This window comes from Kocuria oxytropis (genome assembly GCF_040981195.1).
Classification (GTDB): domain Bacteria; phylum Actinomycetota; class Actinomycetes; order Actinomycetales; family Micrococcaceae; genus Kocuria; species Kocuria oxytropis.
The window spans coordinates 1-19,310 of the sequence record NZ_JAVFXA010000014.1 but is presented as its reverse complement, the minus strand read 5'-3'; the positions used below and the strand labels follow the sequence as shown (position 1 = coordinate 19,310).

At 73.8% G+C, this 19,310-nt stretch carries 18 protein-coding genes and 1 pseudogene; 9 read left to right on the top strand and 10 right to left on the bottom strand.

What is annotated here, in order from left to right; genetic code table 11:
* The 5 genes and pseudogenes from QYM41_RS14045 to pknB all read left to right on the top strand — a co-directional run bounded on the left by QYM41_RS14045 (position 1) and on the right by pknB (position 8,502).
* Positions 1-1,524 carry a Stp1/IreP family PP2C-type Ser/Thr phosphatase gene (locus tag QYM41_RS14045; protein ID WP_368800397.1) on the top strand — a complete coding sequence of 508 codons (1,524 nt, stop codon included), beginning with the start codon at positions 1-3 and terminating at the stop codon, positions 1,522-1,524.
* A pseudogene (locus tag QYM41_RS14040) lies at positions 1,521-2,879 on the top strand (FtsW/RodA/SpoVE family cell cycle protein); the annotation flags it as partial. The gene QYM41_RS14045 and the pseudogene QYM41_RS14040, both read left to right, overlap by 4 nt.
* Before the next feature lie 410 nt (positions 2,880-3,289).
* Positions 3,290-4,735 carry a peptidoglycan D,D-transpeptidase FtsI family protein gene (locus tag QYM41_RS14035; protein ID WP_368800396.1) on the top strand — a complete coding sequence of 482 codons (1,446 nt, stop codon included), beginning with the start codon at positions 3,290-3,292 and terminating at the stop codon, positions 4,733-4,735.
* Complete coding sequence (locus QYM41_RS14030) at positions 4,732-6,468, top strand: protein kinase domain-containing protein (RefSeq protein WP_368800395.1); 1,737 nt, start codon at positions 4,732-4,734, stop codon at positions 6,466-6,468. Before QYM41_RS14035 ends, QYM41_RS14030 begins: the two co-directional genes overlap by 4 nt.
* A 3-nt stretch (positions 6,469-6,471) precedes the next feature.
* Complete coding sequence (pknB, locus tag QYM41_RS14025; RefSeq protein WP_368800394.1) at positions 6,472-8,502, top strand: Stk1 family PASTA domain-containing Ser/Thr kinase; 2,031 nt, start codon at positions 6,472-6,474, stop codon at positions 8,500-8,502.
* Between the two features lie 96 nt (positions 8,503-8,598).
* Here the strand turns inward: pknB and QYM41_RS14020 are convergent, their stop codons facing one another.
* On the bottom strand, positions 8,599-9,237 hold the full coding sequence (locus QYM41_RS14020; RefSeq protein ID WP_368800393.1) for an anthranilate synthase component II: 639 nt from the start codon (positions 9,235-9,237) through the stop codon (positions 8,599-8,601).
* 141 nt (positions 9,238-9,378) lie between these two features.
* On the opposite strand from QYM41_RS14020, the gene QYM41_RS14015 reads away from it, so the two are divergent.
* Positions 9,379-9,780: a cell division protein CrgA gene (locus QYM41_RS14015; protein WP_368800392.1), complete on the top strand. Its 402-nt coding sequence runs from the start codon at positions 9,379-9,381 to the stop codon at positions 9,778-9,780.
* Positions 9,777-9,983 carry a hypothetical protein gene (locus tag QYM41_RS14010; RefSeq protein ID WP_368800391.1) on the top strand — a complete coding sequence of 69 codons (207 nt, stop codon included), beginning with the start codon at positions 9,777-9,779 and terminating at the stop codon, positions 9,981-9,983. Before QYM41_RS14015 ends, QYM41_RS14010 begins: the two co-directional genes overlap by 4 nt.
* A gap of 82 nt (positions 9,984-10,065) precedes the next feature.
* Here QYM41_RS14010 and QYM41_RS14005 read toward each other — a convergent pair whose 3' ends face one another.
* The 4 genes from QYM41_RS14005 to QYM41_RS13990 form a co-directional block, all read right to left on the bottom strand.
* The gene (locus tag QYM41_RS14005) at positions 10,066-10,662 is read right to left on the bottom strand and encodes a YceI family protein (RefSeq protein WP_368800390.1); all 597 of its coding nucleotides are present in this window, start codon (positions 10,660-10,662) and stop codon (positions 10,066-10,068) included.
* A 128-nt stretch (positions 10,663-10,790) separates the two neighbouring features.
* On the bottom strand, positions 10,791-11,477 hold the full coding sequence (locus QYM41_RS14000) for a flavin reductase family protein (RefSeq protein WP_368800389.1): 687 nt from the start codon (positions 11,475-11,477) through the stop codon (positions 10,791-10,793).
* A 187-nt stretch (positions 11,478-11,664) separates the two neighbouring features.
* Positions 11,665-12,216, bottom strand: coding sequence for a flavin reductase family protein (locus tag QYM41_RS13995; RefSeq protein WP_368800388.1), 552 nt, complete (start codon positions 12,214-12,216; stop codon positions 11,665-11,667).
* 4 nt (positions 12,217-12,220) lie between these two features.
* Positions 12,221-12,928: an alpha-ketoglutarate-dependent dioxygenase AlkB family protein gene (locus QYM41_RS13990; protein ID WP_368800387.1), complete on the bottom strand. Its 708-nt coding sequence runs from the start codon at positions 12,926-12,928 to the stop codon at positions 12,221-12,223.
* Between the two features lie 145 nt (positions 12,929-13,073).
* On the opposite strand from QYM41_RS13990, the gene QYM41_RS13985 reads away from it, so the two are divergent.
* A complete protein-coding gene (locus QYM41_RS13985) occupies positions 13,074-14,093 on the top strand; it encodes an LLM class flavin-dependent oxidoreductase (RefSeq protein ID WP_368800386.1) in 1,020 nt (339 codons plus the stop codon).
* 75 nt (positions 14,094-14,168) lie between these two features.
* On the top strand, positions 14,169-15,014 hold the full coding sequence (locus QYM41_RS13980) for an SGNH/GDSL hydrolase family protein (protein WP_368800385.1): 846 nt from the start codon (positions 14,169-14,171) through the stop codon (positions 15,012-15,014).
* 93 nt (positions 15,015-15,107) lie between these two features.
* On the opposite strand, the gene QYM41_RS13975 is transcribed toward QYM41_RS13980, so the two are convergent.
* From QYM41_RS13975 to QYM41_RS13955, 5 genes are all read right to left on the bottom strand, one after another.
* Complete coding sequence (locus QYM41_RS13975) at positions 15,108-15,743, bottom strand: DUF3618 domain-containing protein (protein ID WP_368800384.1); 636 nt, start codon at positions 15,741-15,743, stop codon at positions 15,108-15,110.
* Positions 15,740-16,213 carry a phage holin family protein gene (locus tag QYM41_RS13970; protein WP_368800383.1) on the bottom strand — a complete coding sequence of 158 codons (474 nt, stop codon included), beginning with the start codon at positions 16,211-16,213 and terminating at the stop codon, positions 15,740-15,742. Before QYM41_RS13970 ends, QYM41_RS13975 begins: the two co-directional genes overlap by 4 nt.
* Positions 16,210-16,977 carry a hypothetical protein gene (locus tag QYM41_RS13965; protein ID WP_368800382.1) on the bottom strand — a complete coding sequence of 256 codons (768 nt, stop codon included), beginning with the start codon at positions 16,975-16,977 and terminating at the stop codon, positions 16,210-16,212. The genes QYM41_RS13970 and QYM41_RS13965 overlap by 4 nt, the downstream gene beginning before the upstream one ends.
* Positions 16,978-17,114: 137 nt before the next feature.
* A complete protein-coding gene (locus QYM41_RS13960; protein ID WP_368800381.1) occupies positions 17,115-18,053 on the bottom strand; it encodes an SDR family oxidoreductase in 939 nt (312 codons plus the stop codon).
* 173 nt (positions 18,054-18,226) lie between these two features.
* Entirely contained in the window at positions 18,227-19,039 is an 813-nt protein-coding gene (locus QYM41_RS13955; protein WP_368800380.1) for an alpha/beta fold hydrolase, read from the bottom strand.
* Between the last annotated feature and the right edge of the window lie 271 nt (positions 19,040-19,310).

Below are 19,310 nucleotides of genomic sequence, written 5' to 3'. Positions count from 1 at the left end.
ATGGCGATCGCCTTCCGCTACGCCGCGCGCTCGGACGTGGGCCGGGTCCGCTCGAAGAACGACGACTCCGCCTACGCCGGCCGGCACCTCGCCGTGGTCGCCGACGGGATGGGCGGGCACGTGGGCGGGGACGTGGCCTCGGCCTCCGCGGTCATGGACCTCACGAGCCTGGACCGGGCCGACCACCGGGGCGACGGCGCCACGGTGCTCACCGACGAGATCCAGAACGCCAACCAGAACCTCGCGAAGCTGGTCCTGGGCAACTCCCGCCTCGGCGGGATGGGCACCACCGTCACGGCCCTGCTGGCCGACCAGGACGAGCTCGTCGTGGCCCACATCGGCGACTCCCGGGCCTACCGGCTCCGCGGCGACGAGTTCCGCCAGATCACCAAGGACCACACCTTCGTCCAGCGGCTCATCGACGAGGGCCGGCTGCGCCCGGACGAGGCGGAGTCCCACCCGCACAAGAACGTCCTGATGCGCGTGCTCGGGGACGTCGACGCCTCCCCGGAGATCGACGTGGAGACCTTCCGCCCCGAGAGCGGCGAGCGCTGGCTGCTGTGCTCGGACGGGCTCAACGCGGTGGTCCGCCCGGAGACCATCCAGTCGGTGCTGGGCTCCACCGACGACCTCAACCAGATCGTGGACACGCTCGTGGAGCTGACCCTGGACCGCGGGGCCCCCGACAACGTGACCGTGGTGGTCGTCCAGGTCTTCGCGACCGACGACACCGCGCCCGTGCCGCAGGCGGGCGAGGCCCGCGGCGCGGTCCCGGACCCGGACTTCGCCCGCACCTCCGACGAGATCACCGCCGGCGAGGCCCCCGCCGGGGCGGTGGCCGGCGGTGAGGCCACCGCGCGGAGCGCGTCCGAGTCCTCGGCCGCCGCGCTGCGCCGGGACCTGGCCGCGCGCCCCCACCTGCTGGTGGGCGCTGCCGCCAACGCCACCCAGACCGGGCGCATCCCCACCGTGAGCGACAGCGTCCTGGAACGCCGCGCGACCCTCCTGCAGACCTCCGCGCCCGGCACGCTGGCCGACCCGCAGGACGTCGAGTCGGCGCTGCACCGGGCGGACGCCACCGTCCCGTCCCCGCGCCGGCGCCGCCACCGGCGGGCCATCGCCGTGCTCGCGCTGGCCACCGCCGGCCTGATGCTGGTGGCCGGGGGTTTGCTCACCGGCACCTGGATCAGCTCCCAGTACTACGTCGGCGAGCAGCAGGGCAACGTGGCCATCTACAACGGCGTCTCCCAGTCCCTCGGACCGGTGAGCCTCAGCGACCTCGAGCGCGCCACGGACCTGCGGGTCGAGGACCTTCCCGGCTTCGCCCAGGCGCGGGTGCGCAACGCCATCCCCGCGGACAGCCTCGAGGAGGCGGAACGGATCGTGCGCGAGCTGCGGGACTCCGTGCCCCAGGAGTCCCCCGGGCCCGAGCCGCGCCCGACCGGCACCGTCCAGCGCGCCACCGCCTCCCCGGCGGCCTCGCCCACGCCCTCGCCCACGGCCTCCCCGGGAGGTGCCGGATGAGCACCGCCGCCGGGACCGTCCCCCGCGAGGAGCACTCGGAGCCGCGCCAGAAGCCGCGGCGGCTCACCGAGCTGCTCCTGCTCGTCGTCGCCGTGGGCATCGGCGTGGGCGCCAACATCCTGGTGGACCCCGAGCAGCTCGGCTCCGGGGACCCCCACATCCTCGTCTCCGGGCTGGTCCTGGGGCTCGGCGCCCTGGTCCTGCACGTGGTGCTGCGGCTGCGGGCCAAGTACGCCGACCCCTACGTCCTGCCGATCGTGGTGGCCCTCAACGGCCTGGGCATCGCCATGATCCACCGGATCGACCTCACCACGGAGCAGACGGCGGCGAGCTCCCAGGTGGTCTGGACGGCCTTCGCCATGACGGCCGCCGGCCTGGTGCTCTGGTTCCTCAAGGACCACCGGGTGCTGCGCCGCATCACCTACATCTGCCTGGTGCTCAGCGGTCTGCTGCTGCTGCTGCCCCTGCTGCCCGGTCTGGGCCTGGAGCTCAACGGCGCCCGGATCTGGATCTCGGTGGGCGGGCGCACGTTCCAGCCCGGCGAGGTCGCGAAGATCACGCTGGCCGTGTTCTTCGCGGGCTACCTCTCGACCAACCGGGACCTCATCCTCCTGGCCGGCAAGAAGCTCGGCCCGGTGCGCCTGCCGCGGTTCCGGGACATGGCCCCGATGTTCGCGGCCTGGATCATCGCGATCGGCGTGCTCGTGTTCCAGCGGGACCTCGGCTCCGCGATCCTGTTCTTCGGCCTGTTCCTCGCCATGATCTACCTCGCCACGAGCCGGCTGAGCTGGATCGTGATCGGGATGCTGCTCGTGCTCGTCGGCGGGTTCTTCGCGAGCCAGGTCTTCGGCCACGTGGCCGCCCGCCTGGACTCCTGGATCAACGCGTTCGACCCCGAGGTGTACAACCGCGCCCCGGGCGGCTCCGGGCAGATCGTCCAGGGCCTGTTCGGGCTCTCCTCGGGCGGGCTGTTCGGGCAGGGGCTCGGCCAGGGGCGGCCGGACCTCGTCTCCTACGCCAACTCGGACATGATCATGACCGCGTTCGGGGAGGAGCTGGGGCTGATCGGCCTCAGCGCGGTGCTCGTGCTGTTCTTCCTGTTCGTCACCCGCGGCTTCCGGGCGGCCCTGGGCACCCGTGACGCGTTCGGCAAGCTGCTCGCGGCCGGGCTGTCCGCGGTCATCGTGCTGCAGCTGTTCGTGGTCGTGGGCGGCGTCACGCGCCTCATCCCCCTCACCGGGCTCACCACGCCGTTCATGTCCGCCGGCGGCTCCTCGCTGCTGTCCAACTGGATCATCGCCGCGATCGTCCTGGCGATCTCCCACACGGCCCGCCGTCCGGTGGTCACCGGCCCGGCCACCGAGGCCGACCTCGCCGAGGTCGCCGCCTACGAGGCCGCGCTGCGGGAGGCGGCTCGGCGGGACGACCAGGAGCGCGCCGAGCGCCTCGAACGCCGCAAGGACCGCCGTCCCCGGAAGCAGGCGGACGGCACGGAGACGGACGGCACCGGGGCGGACGGGGCACGGGCCGGCGGGGAGGACCGGGCCGCCGCGCGGGACGCCGGTGCCGACACCGTGCCCCGGCCGGCGGTGTCCCCGGACACCGCCGCCACCGAGCCGATCGCCGCCGCGGGCCCCGGCGGGCGCCGCGACGCGGAGGACGCGGAGCACCACGGCGGCACCCCCACCGAGGCGATGTCCCGCCTCACCGACCAGGACCGCAGGGACCCCGGAGGGTCCCGGAGCACCGAGAACGGAGGAGCATCGTGAACCGGGCGATCCGACACACCTGGGTGGCCGGCGTGGCGATCTTCACCGTGCTGCTCCTCGCGCTGACCTACGTGCAGTTCTTCGCGGCCCGTTCCCTCGAGGCGCACCCCTGGAACAACCGCAGCCTCTACGACCAGTTCGGCGCGGACCGCGGGGCGATCCTCGTGGACGGCGACCCCAAGGCGTCCTCGGTGCCCTCGGAGGACGACTTCGAGTACCAGCGCGTGTACGCGGACCCGCTGGCGTACGGGCACCTCACGGGCTACTTCTCCCTGGTCTACGGCGCCACGGGGCTCGAGGCGGCCCTCGGCGAGGAGCTCTCCGGCGCCTCCGACGAGCAGTTCTACGACCGGGTGGTCTCGATGTTCTCCGGGAGCCAGCCCACGGGGGCGTCGGTGGAGCTCACCATCGACCCCGAGCTGCAGCAGACCGCCGCCCGGCTGCTCGAGGGCCGGAAGGGCTCGATCGTGGCGCTCGACCCGGAGACGGGGGCGATCCTGGCCATGGTCTCGAGCCCCGGCTACGACCCGAACGAGCTGGCCTCGCACGACGCGGGCTCCGTGATCGCCGCCGCGGAGCGGCTCAACGAGGACCCCGACGCGCCGCTCGTCAACCGTGCGATCGCCGGGGACCTCTACGCCCCCGCCTCGACGTTCAAGATCATCGACACCGTGGCCGCCCTCGAGTCCGGGGACTACACCACGGAGACGCTGATCCCGAACCCCCAGGAGCTGCCGTTGCCCGGCACCGACGTGACCCTGCCCAACTTCGTGGGCGGTGGGTGCACGGCGCGGGCCCAGGCGGACCTCGAGTTCGCGCTCGAGCAGTCCTGCAACACCCCGTTCGCCCAGATCGCCCTCGACCTCGGGGAGGACAGGATCCGGCAGACCGCCGAGGCCTTCGGCTACGGCGAGCCCCTCTCGGTCCCGCTCAAGGTGACGCCCTCGATCTTCCCCGACGAGCTCAACGACGCGCAGCTCGCGCTGTCCTCGATCGGCCAGTACGACGTGCGCACCACGCCCCTGCAGGTGGCCATGACGAGTGCCACGATCGCCAACGACGGCGTGATGATGAAGCCCCAGCTCGTGGAGACCGTGCGCTCCGCCGACCTGTCCGTGATCGACGCGTTCACCCCGGAGCAGCTGCGCCGCTCCACCAGCGCGGACGTCGCCGAGACCGTCACGGACCTGATGGTCGAGGTCGTGGAGGACGGGATCGCCCAGGGTGCGTCCGTGCCCGGGGTGGAGGTGGCCGGCAAGACCGGCACCGCCGAGATCGGATCGGAGGAGGGCCTCAACGACTCCTGGTTCACGGGCTTCGCCCCGGCCGACGATCCGCAGGTCGCCCTCGCCGTCGTCTTCGAGGACGTCGACGTGGCGACCGGCTCCACCCTGACCACCACGAGCGCCAAGCAACTCTTCGAGGCGGTGTTGAACCAGTGAGACCATCGTCGAGCACCGTCCTGGGCGGGCGCTACGCACTGACCGACCGGATCGCGATCGGCGGCATGGGCGAGGTGTGGAAGGCCAAGGACCGCGTCCTGGGCCGGATCGTGGCCGTGAAGATCCTCAAGGAGGAGTACAACGGGGACCCGAACTTCCTGCAGCGCTTCCGCGCGGAGGCCCGGCACACGGCGCTGCTGAACCACCCCGGTGTCGCCAACGTCTTCGACTACGGCGAGGAGGAGGGCTCCGCCTTCCTCGTGATGGAGCTGGTCCCCGGCGAGCCGCTGTCGAACATCATCGAGCGGCAGAAGACGCTCGCCCCGGACACGGTGCTCAACTACATCGGGCAGACGGCCCGGGCGCTGGCGGCCGCGCACGCCCAGGGCCTGGTGCACCGCGACGTGAAGCCCGGCAACCTCATCATCACCCCGGACAACCGGGTCAAGGTCACCGACTTCGGGATCGCCCGCCTGGCGGACCAGGTGCCCCTCACGGCCACCGGGCAGGTCATGGGCACCGCCCAGTACCTCGCGCCGGAGCAGGCCACCGGTCAGACCGCCACGGGGTCCTCGGACATCTACTCGCTGGGCATCATCGGCTACGAGTGCCTGGCCGGACGCCGCCCCTTCACCGGGGAGTCGCAGATCGCGATCGCCCTCGCCCAGGTCAACGACCCGCCGCCCCCGCTGGCCGACAGCGTGCCCGAGACCGTCCGGGCGCTGCTGATGTCGATGCTGGCGAAGGACCCGAGGGACCGCCCGGCCACGGCCGGGGCCCTGGGCACCGCCGTGGACGCGATCCGGCGCGGGGACGAGGACGCCGCGGTCGCGGCCGTCCCCGGGATGCGCCCGTTCCTCGACCTGCCCGACGACGACGCCACCCAGGCCTTCGACCCCGTGCGCGACGAGCCGACCAGGCCCCTGGACCGCGAGGGCGCGGCCGCGGCGGCCGGCGCCGCCGCGGCGGGAACGGCGCGCCCCATCACCGCCGAGCTGGACGTCGTCGAGGACCCCGGCGGCCCCGGGGACGACCTGCGGGACGACGACCCCGGCGCGGACCGGCCCGGGGACCGCCGCTCGGTGTGGTCCTGGCTGCTGCCGGTGCTGCTCGTGCTGCTGGTGCTGGCGGGGCTGCTGTGGTTCTTCCTCCTGCGCGAGCCGGCGCCCGTGAGCCAGGAGCCCTCCCCCACGGGCACCGTCTCCACCTCGCCGGTGCCCGGCACGCCCACCTCCGCCGCGGCGCAGACGCCGGACGCGGCGGACACGGTCGAGGTCCTCGCCGCCCGGTACGAGGGCCGGCCGGTGGACCAGGTGGTGCAGGAGCTCTCGGACCTGGGCTTCGCGGTGGAGCGCTCGGGCCGGACCTCGGACGCGGAGGAGAACACCGTGCTGTCCCTGGACCCCGTGGGGCAGGTGGCGCGGAACGCCACCATCACGGTGGTCTACTCGACGGGCCCGGACACCGTGCAGCTGCCCTCGGGGATGGTCGGCCGGGACGCGGATCCGCTGATCGACGACATCCGGCTCCTGGGCGTCAACATCATCCGCTACGACGAGACCACCGAGGACGCCGAGCCCGGCACCGTGCTGCGCACCCAGCCGCTGGGCGGGTCCACCGTCCGGCCCGGCGACACCATCGAGATGTGGGTGGCCGCGGCCCCGGAGACCTCCCCCGCCGAAGGGTCGCCCTCGCCCACCGCGACACCGACCGGGCCCGGCCGGGAGGGCTGAGCCGTGCCGGGCCGGAACCCCGTTCCCCCCCTGATCAACGACCGCTACGAGGTGGGCGAGACCATCGGCCGCGGGGGAATGGCCACCGTCCACCTCGGCCGGGACCGGCGGCTGGGCCGACGGGTGGCCATCAAGGTGCTCCGCCCCGAGCTGGCCCGGGACGGCACCTTCCACGAGCGCTTCAAGCGCGAGGCCCAGTCCGTGGCGGCCCTGAACCACCACGCGATCGTGTCGGTCTACGACACGGGCGAGATCCTCGCGGAGACCGACGAGGGCGTGGACCGCCCCTACATCGTGATGGAGTACGTCCCGGGCCGGACCCTGCGGGAGCTGATCCACGAGAACGCCGTGAGCCCCCGGGAGGCCGTGGACATCACGCTCGGGATCCTCGACGCCCTGGAGTACAGCCACCGGGCCGGCATCGTGCACCGGGACATCAAGCCCGCCAACGTGATCGTCACCCCCGAACGGCAGGTGAAGGTCATGGACTTCGGCATCGCCCGGGCCGTGGAGGACACCTCGCCGGCCCTGACGCAGGCCCAGGCCGTCCTCGGCACCGCCCAGTACCTCTCCCCCGAGCAGGCCCGGGGCGAGTCCGTGGACGCCCGCTCCGACCTCTACTCGGCCGCCTGCGTGCTCTTCGAGATGCTCACGGGGCGGGCGCCCTTCGTGGGCGGCTCCTCGGTGGACATCGCCGCCCAGCACGTCCGGGACCGAGCGCCGGCGCCCTCCGAGCTGGATCCCCGGCTCGACGGCCGGGTCGACGAGTTCCTGGCCAGGGCCCTCGCCAAGGACCGCTCCGCCCGCTTCCAGGACGCCGGTCAGATGCGCCGGGCGTTGCGCGAGCTCCGCCCCGCGGTGCCGGAGGACCTGGACGCCACCCAGCCCCTGCAGGCGGTGCGGAAGCGGGACGAGGACACCAAGACCCTCCCGCCCGTCCCGGTCGCGGCGGCCCCGGCCGCGGGACCCGCCACGGCCCCGGTGCCGGTGGCCGCGGCGACCCCGCAGGACGGGCCGGTCCCCGCCCGGCGACGCCGGCGCCCCCTGCGCACGGCCCTGCTCGCCCTCCTCTCCCTCGCGGTCCTCGCCGTCCTGGGGATCGTGGGACTCCAGTGGGTCCAGGACCAGCGCAGCGGGCCGGCCTTCGTCGCCGTGCCCTACGTGGCCGGGATGGACGCCTCGGTGGCCGAGACGGTGCTGCGCAACGCGGAGCTCGTGCCGCAGCGCGAGGAGGTCTTCGACGACGAGGTGCCCGAGGGCGACGTGGTCGGCACCGACCCCGCCGCCGACACCCAGGTCGAGGAGGGCACCACCGTGGTCCTCGGCGTCTCGAGGGGACCCGCCGAGGTGGAGGTCCCCGGGGACCTCGCGGGCCGCTCCGAGGAGGACGCCCGGGACGCGCTGGAGTCCGCGGGACTCGAGGTCGCCGACCGGACCCGCTCGGTCAACAGCGCCTGGGTGCCCGAGGGCATGGTGGTCGCCACCGACCCCGCCGGGGGGACCACGGTGCGCAGCGGCTCGGAGGTGGAGCTCGTGCTGTCCACGGGACGGGTGACCGTGCCGCAGGTCGTGGGGCTGGGCCGGCAGGAGGCCGTCGCGGTCCTCGGCGCGGACGACACCCGCCTCGCGGCCCAGGTCGTGACCACGCCCCGGTCCGGGGTGCCGGCCGGGCAGGTCCTGGGCCAGAGCGTCGACGCCGGACGGTCCGTGGCGCAGGGCGCGACGATCACGCTCACGGTGGCGGTCGCCCCCGAGCCGGCCCCGGCTCCGCCGCCCTCCCCCTCGCCCACCCCGTCACCCTCCCCGGAGCCGACCGAGGACGAGCCCGAGGAGAGCGCCGCCCCGGACGACGCGGAGGAGCCCACCGGCTCGCCCGAGGACTCCCCCGACGACTCCCCCGGGGAGTCGTCGGAGTCCTCCCCGGACGCCGAGGCCCTCGCCGGGCGGGACGAGGTCCCGGAGCCGGCGGCCGCCCGGGCCCGCGAGGTGCTCGAGCAGCCCCGGGACCGGCCGAGCGGGCGCGACCAGCGGTAGCCCGGACGGGACCGGCGGAACGACCGGACGGGACCGTCCGGACGGAGTGGTCCGGGCGGGCCCGCCCGGACGTGGTCCCTGCGGGCCCGCCGCGGGTCAGACGGTGATCAGCGGGGACAGCGAGGCCGCCGCCCGGGCCGCGCCCTTGAGGCCCACGAGCTCCAGCCAGTTGCCGAGCATGAGGTAGCCGCCCTCCGTGAGGACGGACTCGGGGTGGAACTGCAGACCGTGCAGCGGGGCGCTCCGGTGCCGCAGGCCCATGATCACCCCGTTCGGCGTGCGCGCGGTGACCTCGAGGACGTCGGGCACGGACTGGTCCACCACCGCCAGCGAGTGGTAGCGGGTCGCCGTGAACGGGCTGGGCACCCCGCCGAAGACGCTGGTGCCGTTGTGCTCCACCCGGGAGGTCTTCCCGTGCATGAGCTCCTCGGCGTGGGTGACGGTCCCCCCGTACGCCTCCGCGAGAGCCTGGTGGCCGAGGCAGACGCCGAGCAGCGGCTGCTGCGTCTGCTCGGCGTGCCGGATCAGGGCCGTGCACACGCCGGCGTCGGCGGGAGCCCCCGGCCCGGGCGAGAGCAGGACGCCCTGGTGCTCGTCGGCGAGCGCGCACGCGGCCTCCGTGCCGAGGTCGTCGTTGCGGATGACCGTGGTCCGGGCGCCGAGCTGCTCGAGATAGCCGACGAGGGTGTAGACGAAGCTGTCGTAGTTGTCCACGACGAGGATCTTGACGGTCACAGGATCTCCTGGGAGTGGGGTGCCTCTCGGCGCGTGCGCCCGTCCAGCTTACGCGCCCGGGGGACGGTGCGCACCGGACGGCTAGACTGGTGGGCGGACCCCCCGCCGTGCAGACGGCCCGCTTGGTGACCAGGAGGATCAGTGCCCGAGTCCAAGAACCGCCGCAAGAAGCCCACCCGCCGCCCGGGCGGCTCCGGACGCCCGGGGACGGGCGCCGCCCCGACCGTCGACGCGGAGCTGGCGCGGATGGCGGCGGAGGGCCTCCCCGGGGGCTCCACCGCCTTCGACCCGGAGGCTGCGGCCAACGCGGTGGCGCAGGAGCTCACCGAGCGCTCCCGGCACGGCTCCCCGGAGACCCACGCGCCCACCCCCACCTGGTACAAGGCCGTCATGCTCGGCCTGCTGGTGGTCGGGCTGCTGTGGCTGATCCTCTACTACCTCTTCCAGGGCGCCTACCCCGTGCCCGGGATCGGCACGTGGAACATCGGGGTGGGCCTGGCCCTCATGATGGCGGGGCTGATCATGACCACGAAGTGGCGGTGACCTCCGTGTCGGCGTCCGGCACCGGGTCCGGCGACCCGCACGAGTCCGATCCCCGGCCCCTCGAGGACGAGATCGCCCGGTCCCGCCCGGCCGAGGGGCGGCGGATCGACGCCGCGCGGTTCGAGGTGCGGCTGCGCCGGTGGGCGCTGCTGCTGCTGATCGCGGGCCCCGCGGTCTGGTTCCTCGTGCAGCAGCTGCGCTGAGGCCGGCCGGGCACCGACGCCAGCGGCCCGCACCCCGGACGGGGTGCGGGCCGCTGGCGTGAGCGCGAGGCGCTCGCCGGGATCAGGCCTGGGCCGAGACGGCCTCCTGGCCCTCGACGGTCTCGGCGGGGTCGTCCTGCGGCGCGGTGAACGCGACGTCGAGGCTGATGACGACCTTGTCGGAGACGAGGACCCCGCCGGCCTCCATCGCCGCGTTCCAGGTGATGCCGAAGTCCTTGCGGGAGATGGTGGTCTCGGCGGAGAAGCCGGCGCGGGTCACGCCGAAGGCGTCGACGACCACGCCGCTGAACTCGGTGGCGAGCTCGACCGTGCGGGTCACGCCCTTGATGGTCAGCTCACCGGTGATGGCGCCCTCCTCGCCGTCGAACGCCACGGCGGTCGAGGTGAAGGTCATCGTGGGGTACTCCTCGACCGCGAAGAAGTCGGCGCTGCGCACGTGGGCGTCGCGGTCCGCGTTCTTGGTGTCGATGGAGGCCATCTGGACGGTGGCGTTCAGGGTCGAGTTCTCGACCGGCTCGGCGACCTCGAGCTGGGCGTCGACCTCGCCGAAGGTGCCGCGCACCTTGGAGATGCCGGCGTGGCGGACGGCGAAGCCGACCTCGGAGTGGGCGGGGTCGAAGGTCCAGGAACCGGGGACGAGACCGTTGAGCTGCGACATGGTGTTCTCCTTGGTGGGTGACGAGCAAGTGGTTGCTTCGTCAACTACTCTACGAGCACCTTGGTGATGTGTCAACAACCAAGATGGGAGAATGTCCGCGACGCGGTGCAGGGCCGGGTGCCCGGGGCTCAGGCCTCGGGGTCGAGGGCGGAGCGGTCGTTGAGCTCGTGGAACCGGCGGCGATGGTAGACGAGCGGGATGCCCGTGCCCTCGTGGCCGAGGACGTCGACGACGGCGGCGTTGAAGACGAGTGCCGGTCCGGCCTTGATCCGGGCCAGCGGGACCGCGCGCAGCACCCGGGCGACGCCCAGCAGCCGGGGCTCCCCGGTCTCCAGGTACTTCCAGGGCATGTCCGGCCCGAACCGCGGGGCCCCGGAGACGGCGAAGGACCGGGCGAGCTCCAGGTTCTCGGCGTCCAGCAGGTGCACCAGGAAGGAGTCGGCCTCGGCCAGCAGCGCGGCCGAACCCTGCCGTGCCTGCAGCGAGAAGCCCAGGATCGGCGGGACGACCGACACGGAGGACACCGAGGACGCCGTCAGGCCCACGGGACCCTCCGGACCCCGCGCGGTGATGATCGCGACCCCGGCCGGGTGGTGGGCGAACGCCGCCTTGAACGCCTCGCCCACGTGCTCGAGCTCCTCGAGGTGGTCGGCCGGGACCTCGAGGTCGGCGACCTCGGCGGCCGCGCGCTCGGCCGGTGCGCCGGGCCGCGGGAGGGCGGTCGGCGGGGACTCCTCCGGCGCCGGCGGTCCGCCGGTGGGCGCGGCGTCGTCGTGCCCTCGGCGAGGTCGGCGTTCGTGCTGCTGGGCCGCCATGGGATTCCTTCCGTGCAGAGCCGTGGGAGGGGTGCCGCCGGGCGGCCCCACCGGACCACGCTAGGACCAGAACCGCCGCGGGGACAATCGGTTCCGTCGCTGACGGGGCGGAGGACATCCGACGTCACAGTGTTGCACGAGTGCCGTCCGCCCGTCCGTGCCCCGGGCGGGCGGCCGCCGCAGCGGGTCAGCGCGTCACGCCACGGTAGCCGCGGGCGTAGTGCACCAGCGGGTCGTCGGCCTGTGCCTCGGCGACCCCGCGGCCCATCGCGGTCACCTCGCCCACGACGAGCCGGTGCGTCGCGGCGGTGTGCACGGCCACGGTGGAGAGCTCGAACCACGCCAGCGCCCCGTCCAGCACCGGCGCCCCCGAGCGCGGCGCCCGGCGGAAGGCCACCCGGTCCAGCAGTCCCTCCACCGGGTTGCCCGGGCTCGCGAGCCAGTTGGCGGTCCCCTCCTGGTCCCGGCGCAGCACGGAGAGCGTCCACGCCCCGGCGGACTCCACGGCGTCGCAGATCCGCCCCTCCTCGAACAGGCTCACCAGCATGGTGGGCGGGTCGTAGGAGACGTCGAGGAACCCGGTCACGGTCGCGGCGACGTCCCGCCGCCGGTGCCGGGCGGCCACGACCGCCACGCCGGAGGCGATGTCGGCGGCGAGCAGACGGTAGGCGCCGACGTCCTCGGCGTCCGGCGCCGCCGGGTCGATCGGGTGCCACGGTGCGGGCTCGGGCAGTTCCATGCCGTCAGTGTGGCACGGGGCTCGTCGCGTCAGCCCGCCCCGTCATCCGCAGGGTGAGGTTCAGCCGCCCGCCCCGCATGCCCAGCTCGGCGGGTCCGGTGCCCGGCAGGACGCGCGGCACCCCGTGGAAGGCGTAGCGGGAGGGGCCGCCGAAGACGAAGAGGTCGCCGCTGCGCAGCTCCACGTCGCGGTACGGCGCCGAACGGGTCTGCGTGTTGCCGAAGCGGAAGACGCAGGCGTCCCCGAGGGAGAGGGAGACGATCGGCGCGGCGGAGGCCTCGTCCCGGTCCTGGTGCATGCCCATCCGCGCGGCGGCGTCGTAGAAGTTCACCAGGGCGGTGTCCGGGTGGTAGCCCGGCACGTCCGGGGCGCCCGCCCCGTAGGCGTCCAGCACCGCCCTGCGGCCCAGCTCGCTCAGCCACGGGGGCATGTCCGGGGCACGCTTGCGGTCCCCCGTGCGCAGATAGCGGTAGGGCTGCCAGTCCCACCCCAGGGTGGTGGAGCGCACCGACATCCGGCCGCCTCCCGGGAGCACCGCGTGGCGCAGGGGCGCCGGCCCCACGGCCCACTCCCGGCACCGCAGCACCAGCTCCCGCTGCGCCTGCGGCGGAAGCCACCCCGGGACGTGGACGGCCCCGGGGGCGATCTCGGCGCGCTCCCGGGGCAGCTCGAACAGCTCGGGCGCCGCCCAGGGGATCGAGGGGTCGGTCATGCCGCCGAGCGTAGCCGTGGGCACCGGGACCGCGCACCTCGGCCCGCTGCCGGCCGGCACCCCGGCCCGTGTGGGGCCCGCCACGGCGCTCCCGGGCCAGGAGGAGTAGCGTGGAGTCTCCCCCGATCCCCAGGAAAGGTCCGCCGTGCCGCTGCCCCTGTCCGTCATCGACTTCGCCACCGTCCGCCGCGGCGCGTCCGTGGGCGAGAGCTTCGCCGACTCCGTGCGGCTCGCCCAGCACGCGGAGCGGCTGGGCTACCTGAGGGTCTGGTACTCCGAGCACCACAACATGCCCACGATCGCGTCCTCCGCCCCGGCCGTGCTGATCGCCCACGTCGCGGCGCACACCACCGGCATCCGGCTGGGGGCGGGCGGGGTCATGCTGCCCAACCACTCCCCCCTCGTGATCGCGGAGCAGTTCGGCACGCTCGCCGAGCTGCACCCCGGGCGCATCGACCTGGGCCTGGGCCGCGCCCCCGGCACGGACCTGCGAACGGTGCGGGCCATGCGCCGCGACCCCTCCGCGGCCGAGCAGTTCCCGCAGGACGTCCGCGAGCTGCAGGGCTATCTCAGCGGGCGGTCGGTGGTGCCCGGGGTCAGCGCCGTGCCCGGCGCCGGGACGGACGTGCCCCTCACGATCCTGGGCTCCTCGCTGTTCGGCGCCCAGCTCGCCGCGGCCTACGGGCTGCCCTACGCCTTCGCGTCCCACTTCGCCCCCGACGCCCTCGTGGAGGCCGTGGCCGCGTACCGAGCACAGTTCCGGCCCTCCGAGCAGCTCGCGGAGCCCTACGTCGTCGCCGCCGTCAACGTCATCGCCGCGGACACCGCCGAGGACGCCGCGCAGCAGCTCGGGACCGCCCGGCGCGAACGGGTGCGGGCCATGGTGGGCCGCGGCCGCGAGCTGAGCGAGGCCGAGCTGGACATGGTGATGGACAGCCCCGCCGCGCAGCAGATCCTGCACATGCTGCACTGGTCGGTCGCCGGCACCGGCGACACGGTCCGCGCGGGCCTGGAGGACTTCGCGGCCACGGCCGACGCGGACGAGCTCATGATCGCCCCCGCCTCCCCCACCCAGGAGCAGGTGCTGCGCTCCCTCGACCTCCTGGCCGGGGCGTGGGGAACGGACCGCACTGCGGACCTTCCGTCCGGGGCATCCCGACTGTAAATTCAGGGAGTCGGCGGCCCCGCCGCCACGGCGCCGCCCCCGGGAGGCGCCCATCCCTCCCGGAAGGCCCTGTCCATGCGCTCCCTGCCCGCTCGTCGCACCGTCACCGCCCTCGCCTCGGCGCTCGCCCTCGCCGCCGCGGCCGCCTCGCCGGCGGCCGCGAGCCCCCGCACCGTCCAGCTCGTCAACCTGGGCGACTCCTACTCCGCGGCCTTCGGCACGGGCGGGATCCGGCCGGTCGAGGGCGTTCCGGGCTGCCTGCAGGGCACGGGGCGGGACCACGTCGACAAGCTGGACTCCCATCCCCGGGTCGAGGTGACCCTGGACGCGGCCTGCGCCGGGTACGAGACGTGGCAGGTGCGGGACCTCCTCGACGACGGGACGGTGACCGATGCCCTCGAGGAGGCGGACGTGGTGACCCTGACCATGGGCGGCAACGACATCGGGTGGAGCGAGATCATCCAGGCGTGCAGTGCCCCGTTCGAGGCCGTCCAAGGACCGGCGACGTGCAACGCCCGGCTCGGGGAGGCGCCAGCCCGCATCGACGAGGCCGCCGGGTCCGCCGCCCGGACCGTCGCCGCCATCGAGGAGGCCTCGGACGCGCGGATCGTGGTCCTCGGCTACCCGCGGCTGTTCGACGAGCGGCAGGACACCCCCCTGCTCTCCGCGGAGCGGGCCGCGGAGCTCAACGACTGGGCCGACGTGCTCAACGCCGAGCTCGCGGCGGCCGTGACGGAGGAGGGTGCCGTCTTCGTGGACGTCACCGACCGCTTCCGCGGTCACGGGGTCGGCTCGGAGGACCCGTGGATCTTCTTCGACCCGACCGTCCCGGGGAACCCGAACAACCTGCACCCGACCGAGCGCGGCTACCTCTCGGGGTACTTCCCGCAGCTCCTGGGGCAGGTCGCCCGGGCCCGCTGACCACCTGCCGGCACGGGGAGGGCCCCGGACCGTTGCCGGTCCGGGGCCCTCCCCGTGCTGACGTGGCCTCGGCCGCCGAACGGCCGGGCGTGCTCAGGCGTTCTTCGTCTCGTCCTTGACGGAGCGCGCCGAGTCCTGGGCGGAGGACTTCAGCTGCTGGGCCTCACCCTGGCCCTGCGACCTGACCTCCTGGGCGCCGGACTGCGCGGTCTCCTTGACGGACTGCGCCGCCTCGCGGGCGGGCACCTTCAGGTCCTCGGCGACCTCCTGGGCCATGCCCTTCGCGGACTCGACCGCGTGCTGGGCGTGGGGACGGACCCGGTCCGCCGCGTCGGAGACCAGCTCCTGCTCCTTCTGCGAGGAGGGCAGCAGCGAGCCGACGAGCCATCCGGCGCCGAGGGCGATCAGCCCGGCGGCCAGCGGGTTGCCGCGGGTCCTCTCCCGGGCGGCGGCGGGGGCGTGCTGCACCGCGTCCCGAGCCTGCTCGGCCCGCTGGGCCGCCTGGTCCCTCACGTCACCGCCGGAGCGGCCGCCCCCGGCGTAGGGGTCGTCGGAGGAGCCCATGACCCGCTCCCGCACTCCGCGCACCGTGTCCTGGACCTTGCTCTTCTGCCGGTCGACGACGCGTCCGGGTGTCACCTTCTCGGCGACGGCGTCGACGTCGGAGCCGAGCCGGGCGCGCGTGGCCTCGATGTCGGCCCGGATCTGTTCGGGGTTCTGCTGGCTCATCGGTTCTCCTTCGGGGAGGGCTTCACGGTGTCCGGGATCTCGGTGACGGTCTCGCGGGTCAGGGGCAGCGGATCCCGGGTGGCGTCCGTCATCTCCTGCTTGCCCCGGTCGATGTTCTTCTTGCCGAGGGCGGCCAGGACTCCGGCGACGACGGCCCAGACGACCGCCACGATCACCGAGGACCAGACCAGGCCCACCAGGCTGCTCAGCGCCCACATGAGGGCGAGGGAGAGGAAGAGCAGGACGAAGTGCCCGGCCACTCCGGCCCCGGCGAGCATGCCAGCGCCCTTGCCCGCGTCGGTGGCGGACTGCTTGGCCTCCTGCACCGCCTGCGTCGCCTCGGCCTTGGCCAGCGCGATCTCCTGCTGGATGAGGGTGGAGAGGTTGGTGCTCAGCGAGGTGAACATCTCGCCGAGGGACTCGCGCTCCGCCCTGTGCTCGGCGTCCGAGGGAGGAAGGGGATGGCTCATCGAGGGTCACCCTCCTGATCCGGGTAGACGGTGCCGGGCACGCGGTCGGTGTAGGTGCGGGCGGCCTCGCCCTGCTCGTCGGAGCGGTAGGCGTAGGGATCGGCCGGCGTGTAGCCCGAGGTCTCGGTCCCGGTGAGGTTGCGCTCGTAGCCCTGGTCGTACTGCTGGGCGTCGCCAGAGACCCCGAAGTACTCCTGGGCGCCCTGACGGTCGGTCGCGATGTCGTCGCTGTCCCGGGCGCCCCGGGTGGCGCGCCCGGCCAGCAGGCCGATGCCGGCGGCCACGGCCAGGAAGGTGCCGGGACGGCGGGCCGCGAACCGGCGGACGTCGTCGAGCAGCTCCCCGGCGTCCTTGGTCTCCAGGGAGGAGGCGAGGGACTCCACCCGCCCGGAGACGCTGCCGAGGAGACCCGTCACGTAGTCGGACTCGGGCTTCTCCCCGCGGGACAGCGCGTTGATCTCGTCGCTGACGGAGCGCACGGTGGAGGCGAGGCGGTCCTGCTGGGGTCCCGTCTGCTCCCGGAGGTCGCTCCGGAGCCGGCCGAACAGGTCCTGCGCCTGGTGGGCGGCCTCCTCCTTGACCGTCACGGCCTGGTCCTTGGCGGTCTCCTTGACACGGCGGCCGGAGTCCACGGCCTCGGTCTTCAGATGCTCCGCCTCGGCCCTGCCCTGCTCCGCGGCGACGTCCTTCTTCGAGGCGCCGGTCTCGGCCGGGTGGCTCGAGCCCGCCTCGTAGGGGGTCGCGTCATAGGGGTTGGTGGTCATGATTCCGCCTTTCTGGAACATTTCATAAGTCCACTGATGGTGCGGTTCGTCCCCAGCCTAGAGCGGAGGCCGCGCGGGGCCAAGACCCCGCCCGCGGGTCGGTGCCCCCTCCGCGCGACGGCCCGGGGCGGGGGCCGTCACGGCGAGGGGCTGCCGCCGTTGACGTTGAGCGTCTCGCCGATGACGTAGCTGGACTCGGGCGACGCCAGGAACACGTAGGCGGGGGCCAGCTCGGTGGGCTGGCCCGCCCGGCCGAGGGGCGTCGACTGCCCGAACTCGGGCAGCGCCTCCTTCGGCTGCCCGTCCGAGACCTGCAGAGGGGTCCAGAACGGACCCGGCGCCACGGCGTTGACTCTGATGCCCCGGGGAGCGAGCTGCTGGCCGAGACCCTTGGTGAAGTTGTTGATCGCCGCCTTCGTCGACGCGTAGTCGAGCAGGTCCGGGGAGGGCTGGTACGCCTGGATCGAGGTCGTGTTGATGATCGACGCCCCCTCGGGGAGGTGGCGCAGCGCGGCCTTGGTGATCCGGAACATCGCCACGATGTTGACGGTGAAAGTGTCGGTGAGCTGCTCGTCGCTCAGGTCCTCGAGGCGCTCGACCGCGACCTGCTTGCCGGCGTTGTTGACGAGGACGTCCAGGCCGCCGAGTCCTTCCACGGCGTCCTCGACGAGCTGCTCGCAGAAGGCCCTGTCGGTCAGGTCACCGGGCAGCAGGACGGCCGTGCGCCCGGCCTTCTCGATGATCCCCTTCACCACCTGCGCGTCTTGCTCCTCGTCCGGGAGGTAGTTCAGGGCGACGTCGGCGCCCTCCTTGGCGAACGCGATGGCCACGGCCGCGCCGATGCCCGAGTCGGCCCCGGTGATCAGGGCCCTGCGTCCCTCCAGGCGGCCGGTGCCCCGGTAGGAGAACTCCCCGCGGTCGGTGCTCGGCTCGAGCTCGACGTCCAGGCCGGGTTCGGGCTGGTCCTGCTTCGGGGGCGCGACGGCGGGATAGCGCGTCACGGGGTTCTGGAGCGTGAGCTGGTCCACCGCCACGCGGTCGGCGTCGTCCGAATTGCCGCTGTTCGTCTCGGTCATGTCCACTCCTTGTCGTCGTGCACTGATGTGGACAGCATACTTATCACTGCGCGGGGATGTCACCGGTTCTCTCTCGGAGAACAGCACACCCGGTGCTCCCCGGCGGAGGAACCGCCGGGGAGCACGGGGTGCGGTGGCGCGGAGACAGCCCTCCGTCGTCGCCCGGTCGCCGCTCAGGCCTCCAGGCGACGCAGGAAGCCGTCCAGGGCCTCGTCGAAGGCGGCCGGCTGCTCGATGTTCGGGGTGTGCCCGGCGCCGTCGACGACGACGAGCTCTGCCGCGGGCGCCAGCTCGGCCATCCGCTGCCCCGCGCCCCCGTCGAAGGCGTCGTCCGCGCCCACCACGACCAGCACGGGGATCCGGGCGCCGCGGAGCACCTCGGTGAAGTCCCTGCGCTCGGCCCGCCCGCGCATCGCCGCGGCGGCGCCCTTCGCCGGAGCCCCCTGGAGCATGGCCAGGACCTCGGCGGCCACCCCGGGCCGGGACTCCACGGTGGACTCGGCGATCATCTTGGGGAGCACGCTGCGCCCGTAGGCCTCCATTCCGCCGATCAGGATGGCGTCGGCGGTGACGTGACGGCGCCTCCGGCCGGCGGAGTCCTCGGCCTCCGGCACGGTGTCGTTGATCACCAGCGCCCGGAGCCGGTCCGGGTGACGGTGCAGGAGCTCCAGGGCGATCTGCCCGGACATCGAGAAGCCGACCACGACCGCCCGGTCGATCCCCAGGTGGTCGAGCAGGCCCGCGACGTCGTCGGCGAACTCCTCCGTGTAGACGATCCCCTCGGTGATCTCCGAGTCGCCGAAACCACGCAGGTCGGGGGCGACGACCCGCCACCCCCGGCCGGCGAAGACCTCGATCTGGCGGGCCCACATGCTCCGGTCGTAGGCGTGTCCGTGCAGCAGCAGCAGCACGGGCCCCTCCCCCCGGTCCGTGTAGGTCATGGTGACCCCGTTGATCCGGGCGGTGGCAGCACTGACGTCGGGCATGGTGGGAGACCCCTCTCGCGGGCATACGGCAGGAACACTCCCAGCGTAGCGAACGGCGATGGTGGACTCCGGGCCGCCCCGGCCGGTGGAACAGGCGGGCCCCTGGAACGCGGGCAGGCCCCGCACCGTGGTGGTGGGGCCTGTGCGGGGGTTAATGCGGGGAGCCCCCGCACTCTGGTGTGCGGGGGCTCGACCCTGGTGGTGTGGTCCGGCGGTGTCCTACTCTCCCACACCCTTCCGGGTGCAGTACCATCGGCGCTGTGGGTCTTAG

Coding starts and splice junctions, on each gene's coding strand:
- QYM41_RS14045 (WP_368800397.1), top strand. CDS start 1: ATGGCGATCGCCTTCCGCTACGCCGCGCGCTCGGACGTGGGCCGGGTC.
- QYM41_RS14005 (WP_368800390.1), bottom strand. CDS start 10,662: ATGTCGCAGCTCAACGGTCTCGTCCCCGGTTCCTGGACCTTCGACCCC.
- QYM41_RS14000 (WP_368800389.1), bottom strand. CDS start 11,477: ATGGCGGCCCAGCAGCACGAACGCCGACCTCGCCGAGGGCACGACGAC.
- QYM41_RS13995 (WP_368800388.1), bottom strand. CDS start 12,216: ATGGAACTGCCCGAGCCCGCACCGTGGCACCCGATCGACCCGGCGGCG.
- QYM41_RS13990 (WP_368800387.1), bottom strand. CDS start 12,928: ATGACCGACCCCTCGATCCCCTGGGCGGCGCCCGAGCTGTTCGAGCTG.
- QYM41_RS13980 (WP_368800385.1), top strand. CDS start 14,169: ATGCGCTCCCTGCCCGCTCGTCGCACCGTCACCGCCCTCGCCTCGGCG.
- QYM41_RS13975 (WP_368800384.1), bottom strand. CDS start 15,743: ATGAGCCAGCAGAACCCCGAACAGATCCGGGCCGACATCGAGGCCACG.
- QYM41_RS13970 (WP_368800383.1), bottom strand. CDS start 16,213: ATGAGCCATCCCCTTCCTCCCTCGGACGCCGAGCACAGGGCGGAGCGC.
- QYM41_RS13965 (WP_368800382.1), bottom strand. CDS start 16,977: ATGACCACCAACCCCTATGACGCGACCCCCTACGAGGCGGGCTCGAGC.
- QYM41_RS13960 (WP_368800381.1), bottom strand. CDS start 18,053: ATGACCGAGACGAACAGCGGCAATTCGGACGACGCCGACCGCGTGGCG.
- QYM41_RS13955 (WP_368800380.1), bottom strand. CDS start 19,039: ATGCCCGACGTCAGTGCTGCCACCGCCCGGATCAACGGGGTCACCATG.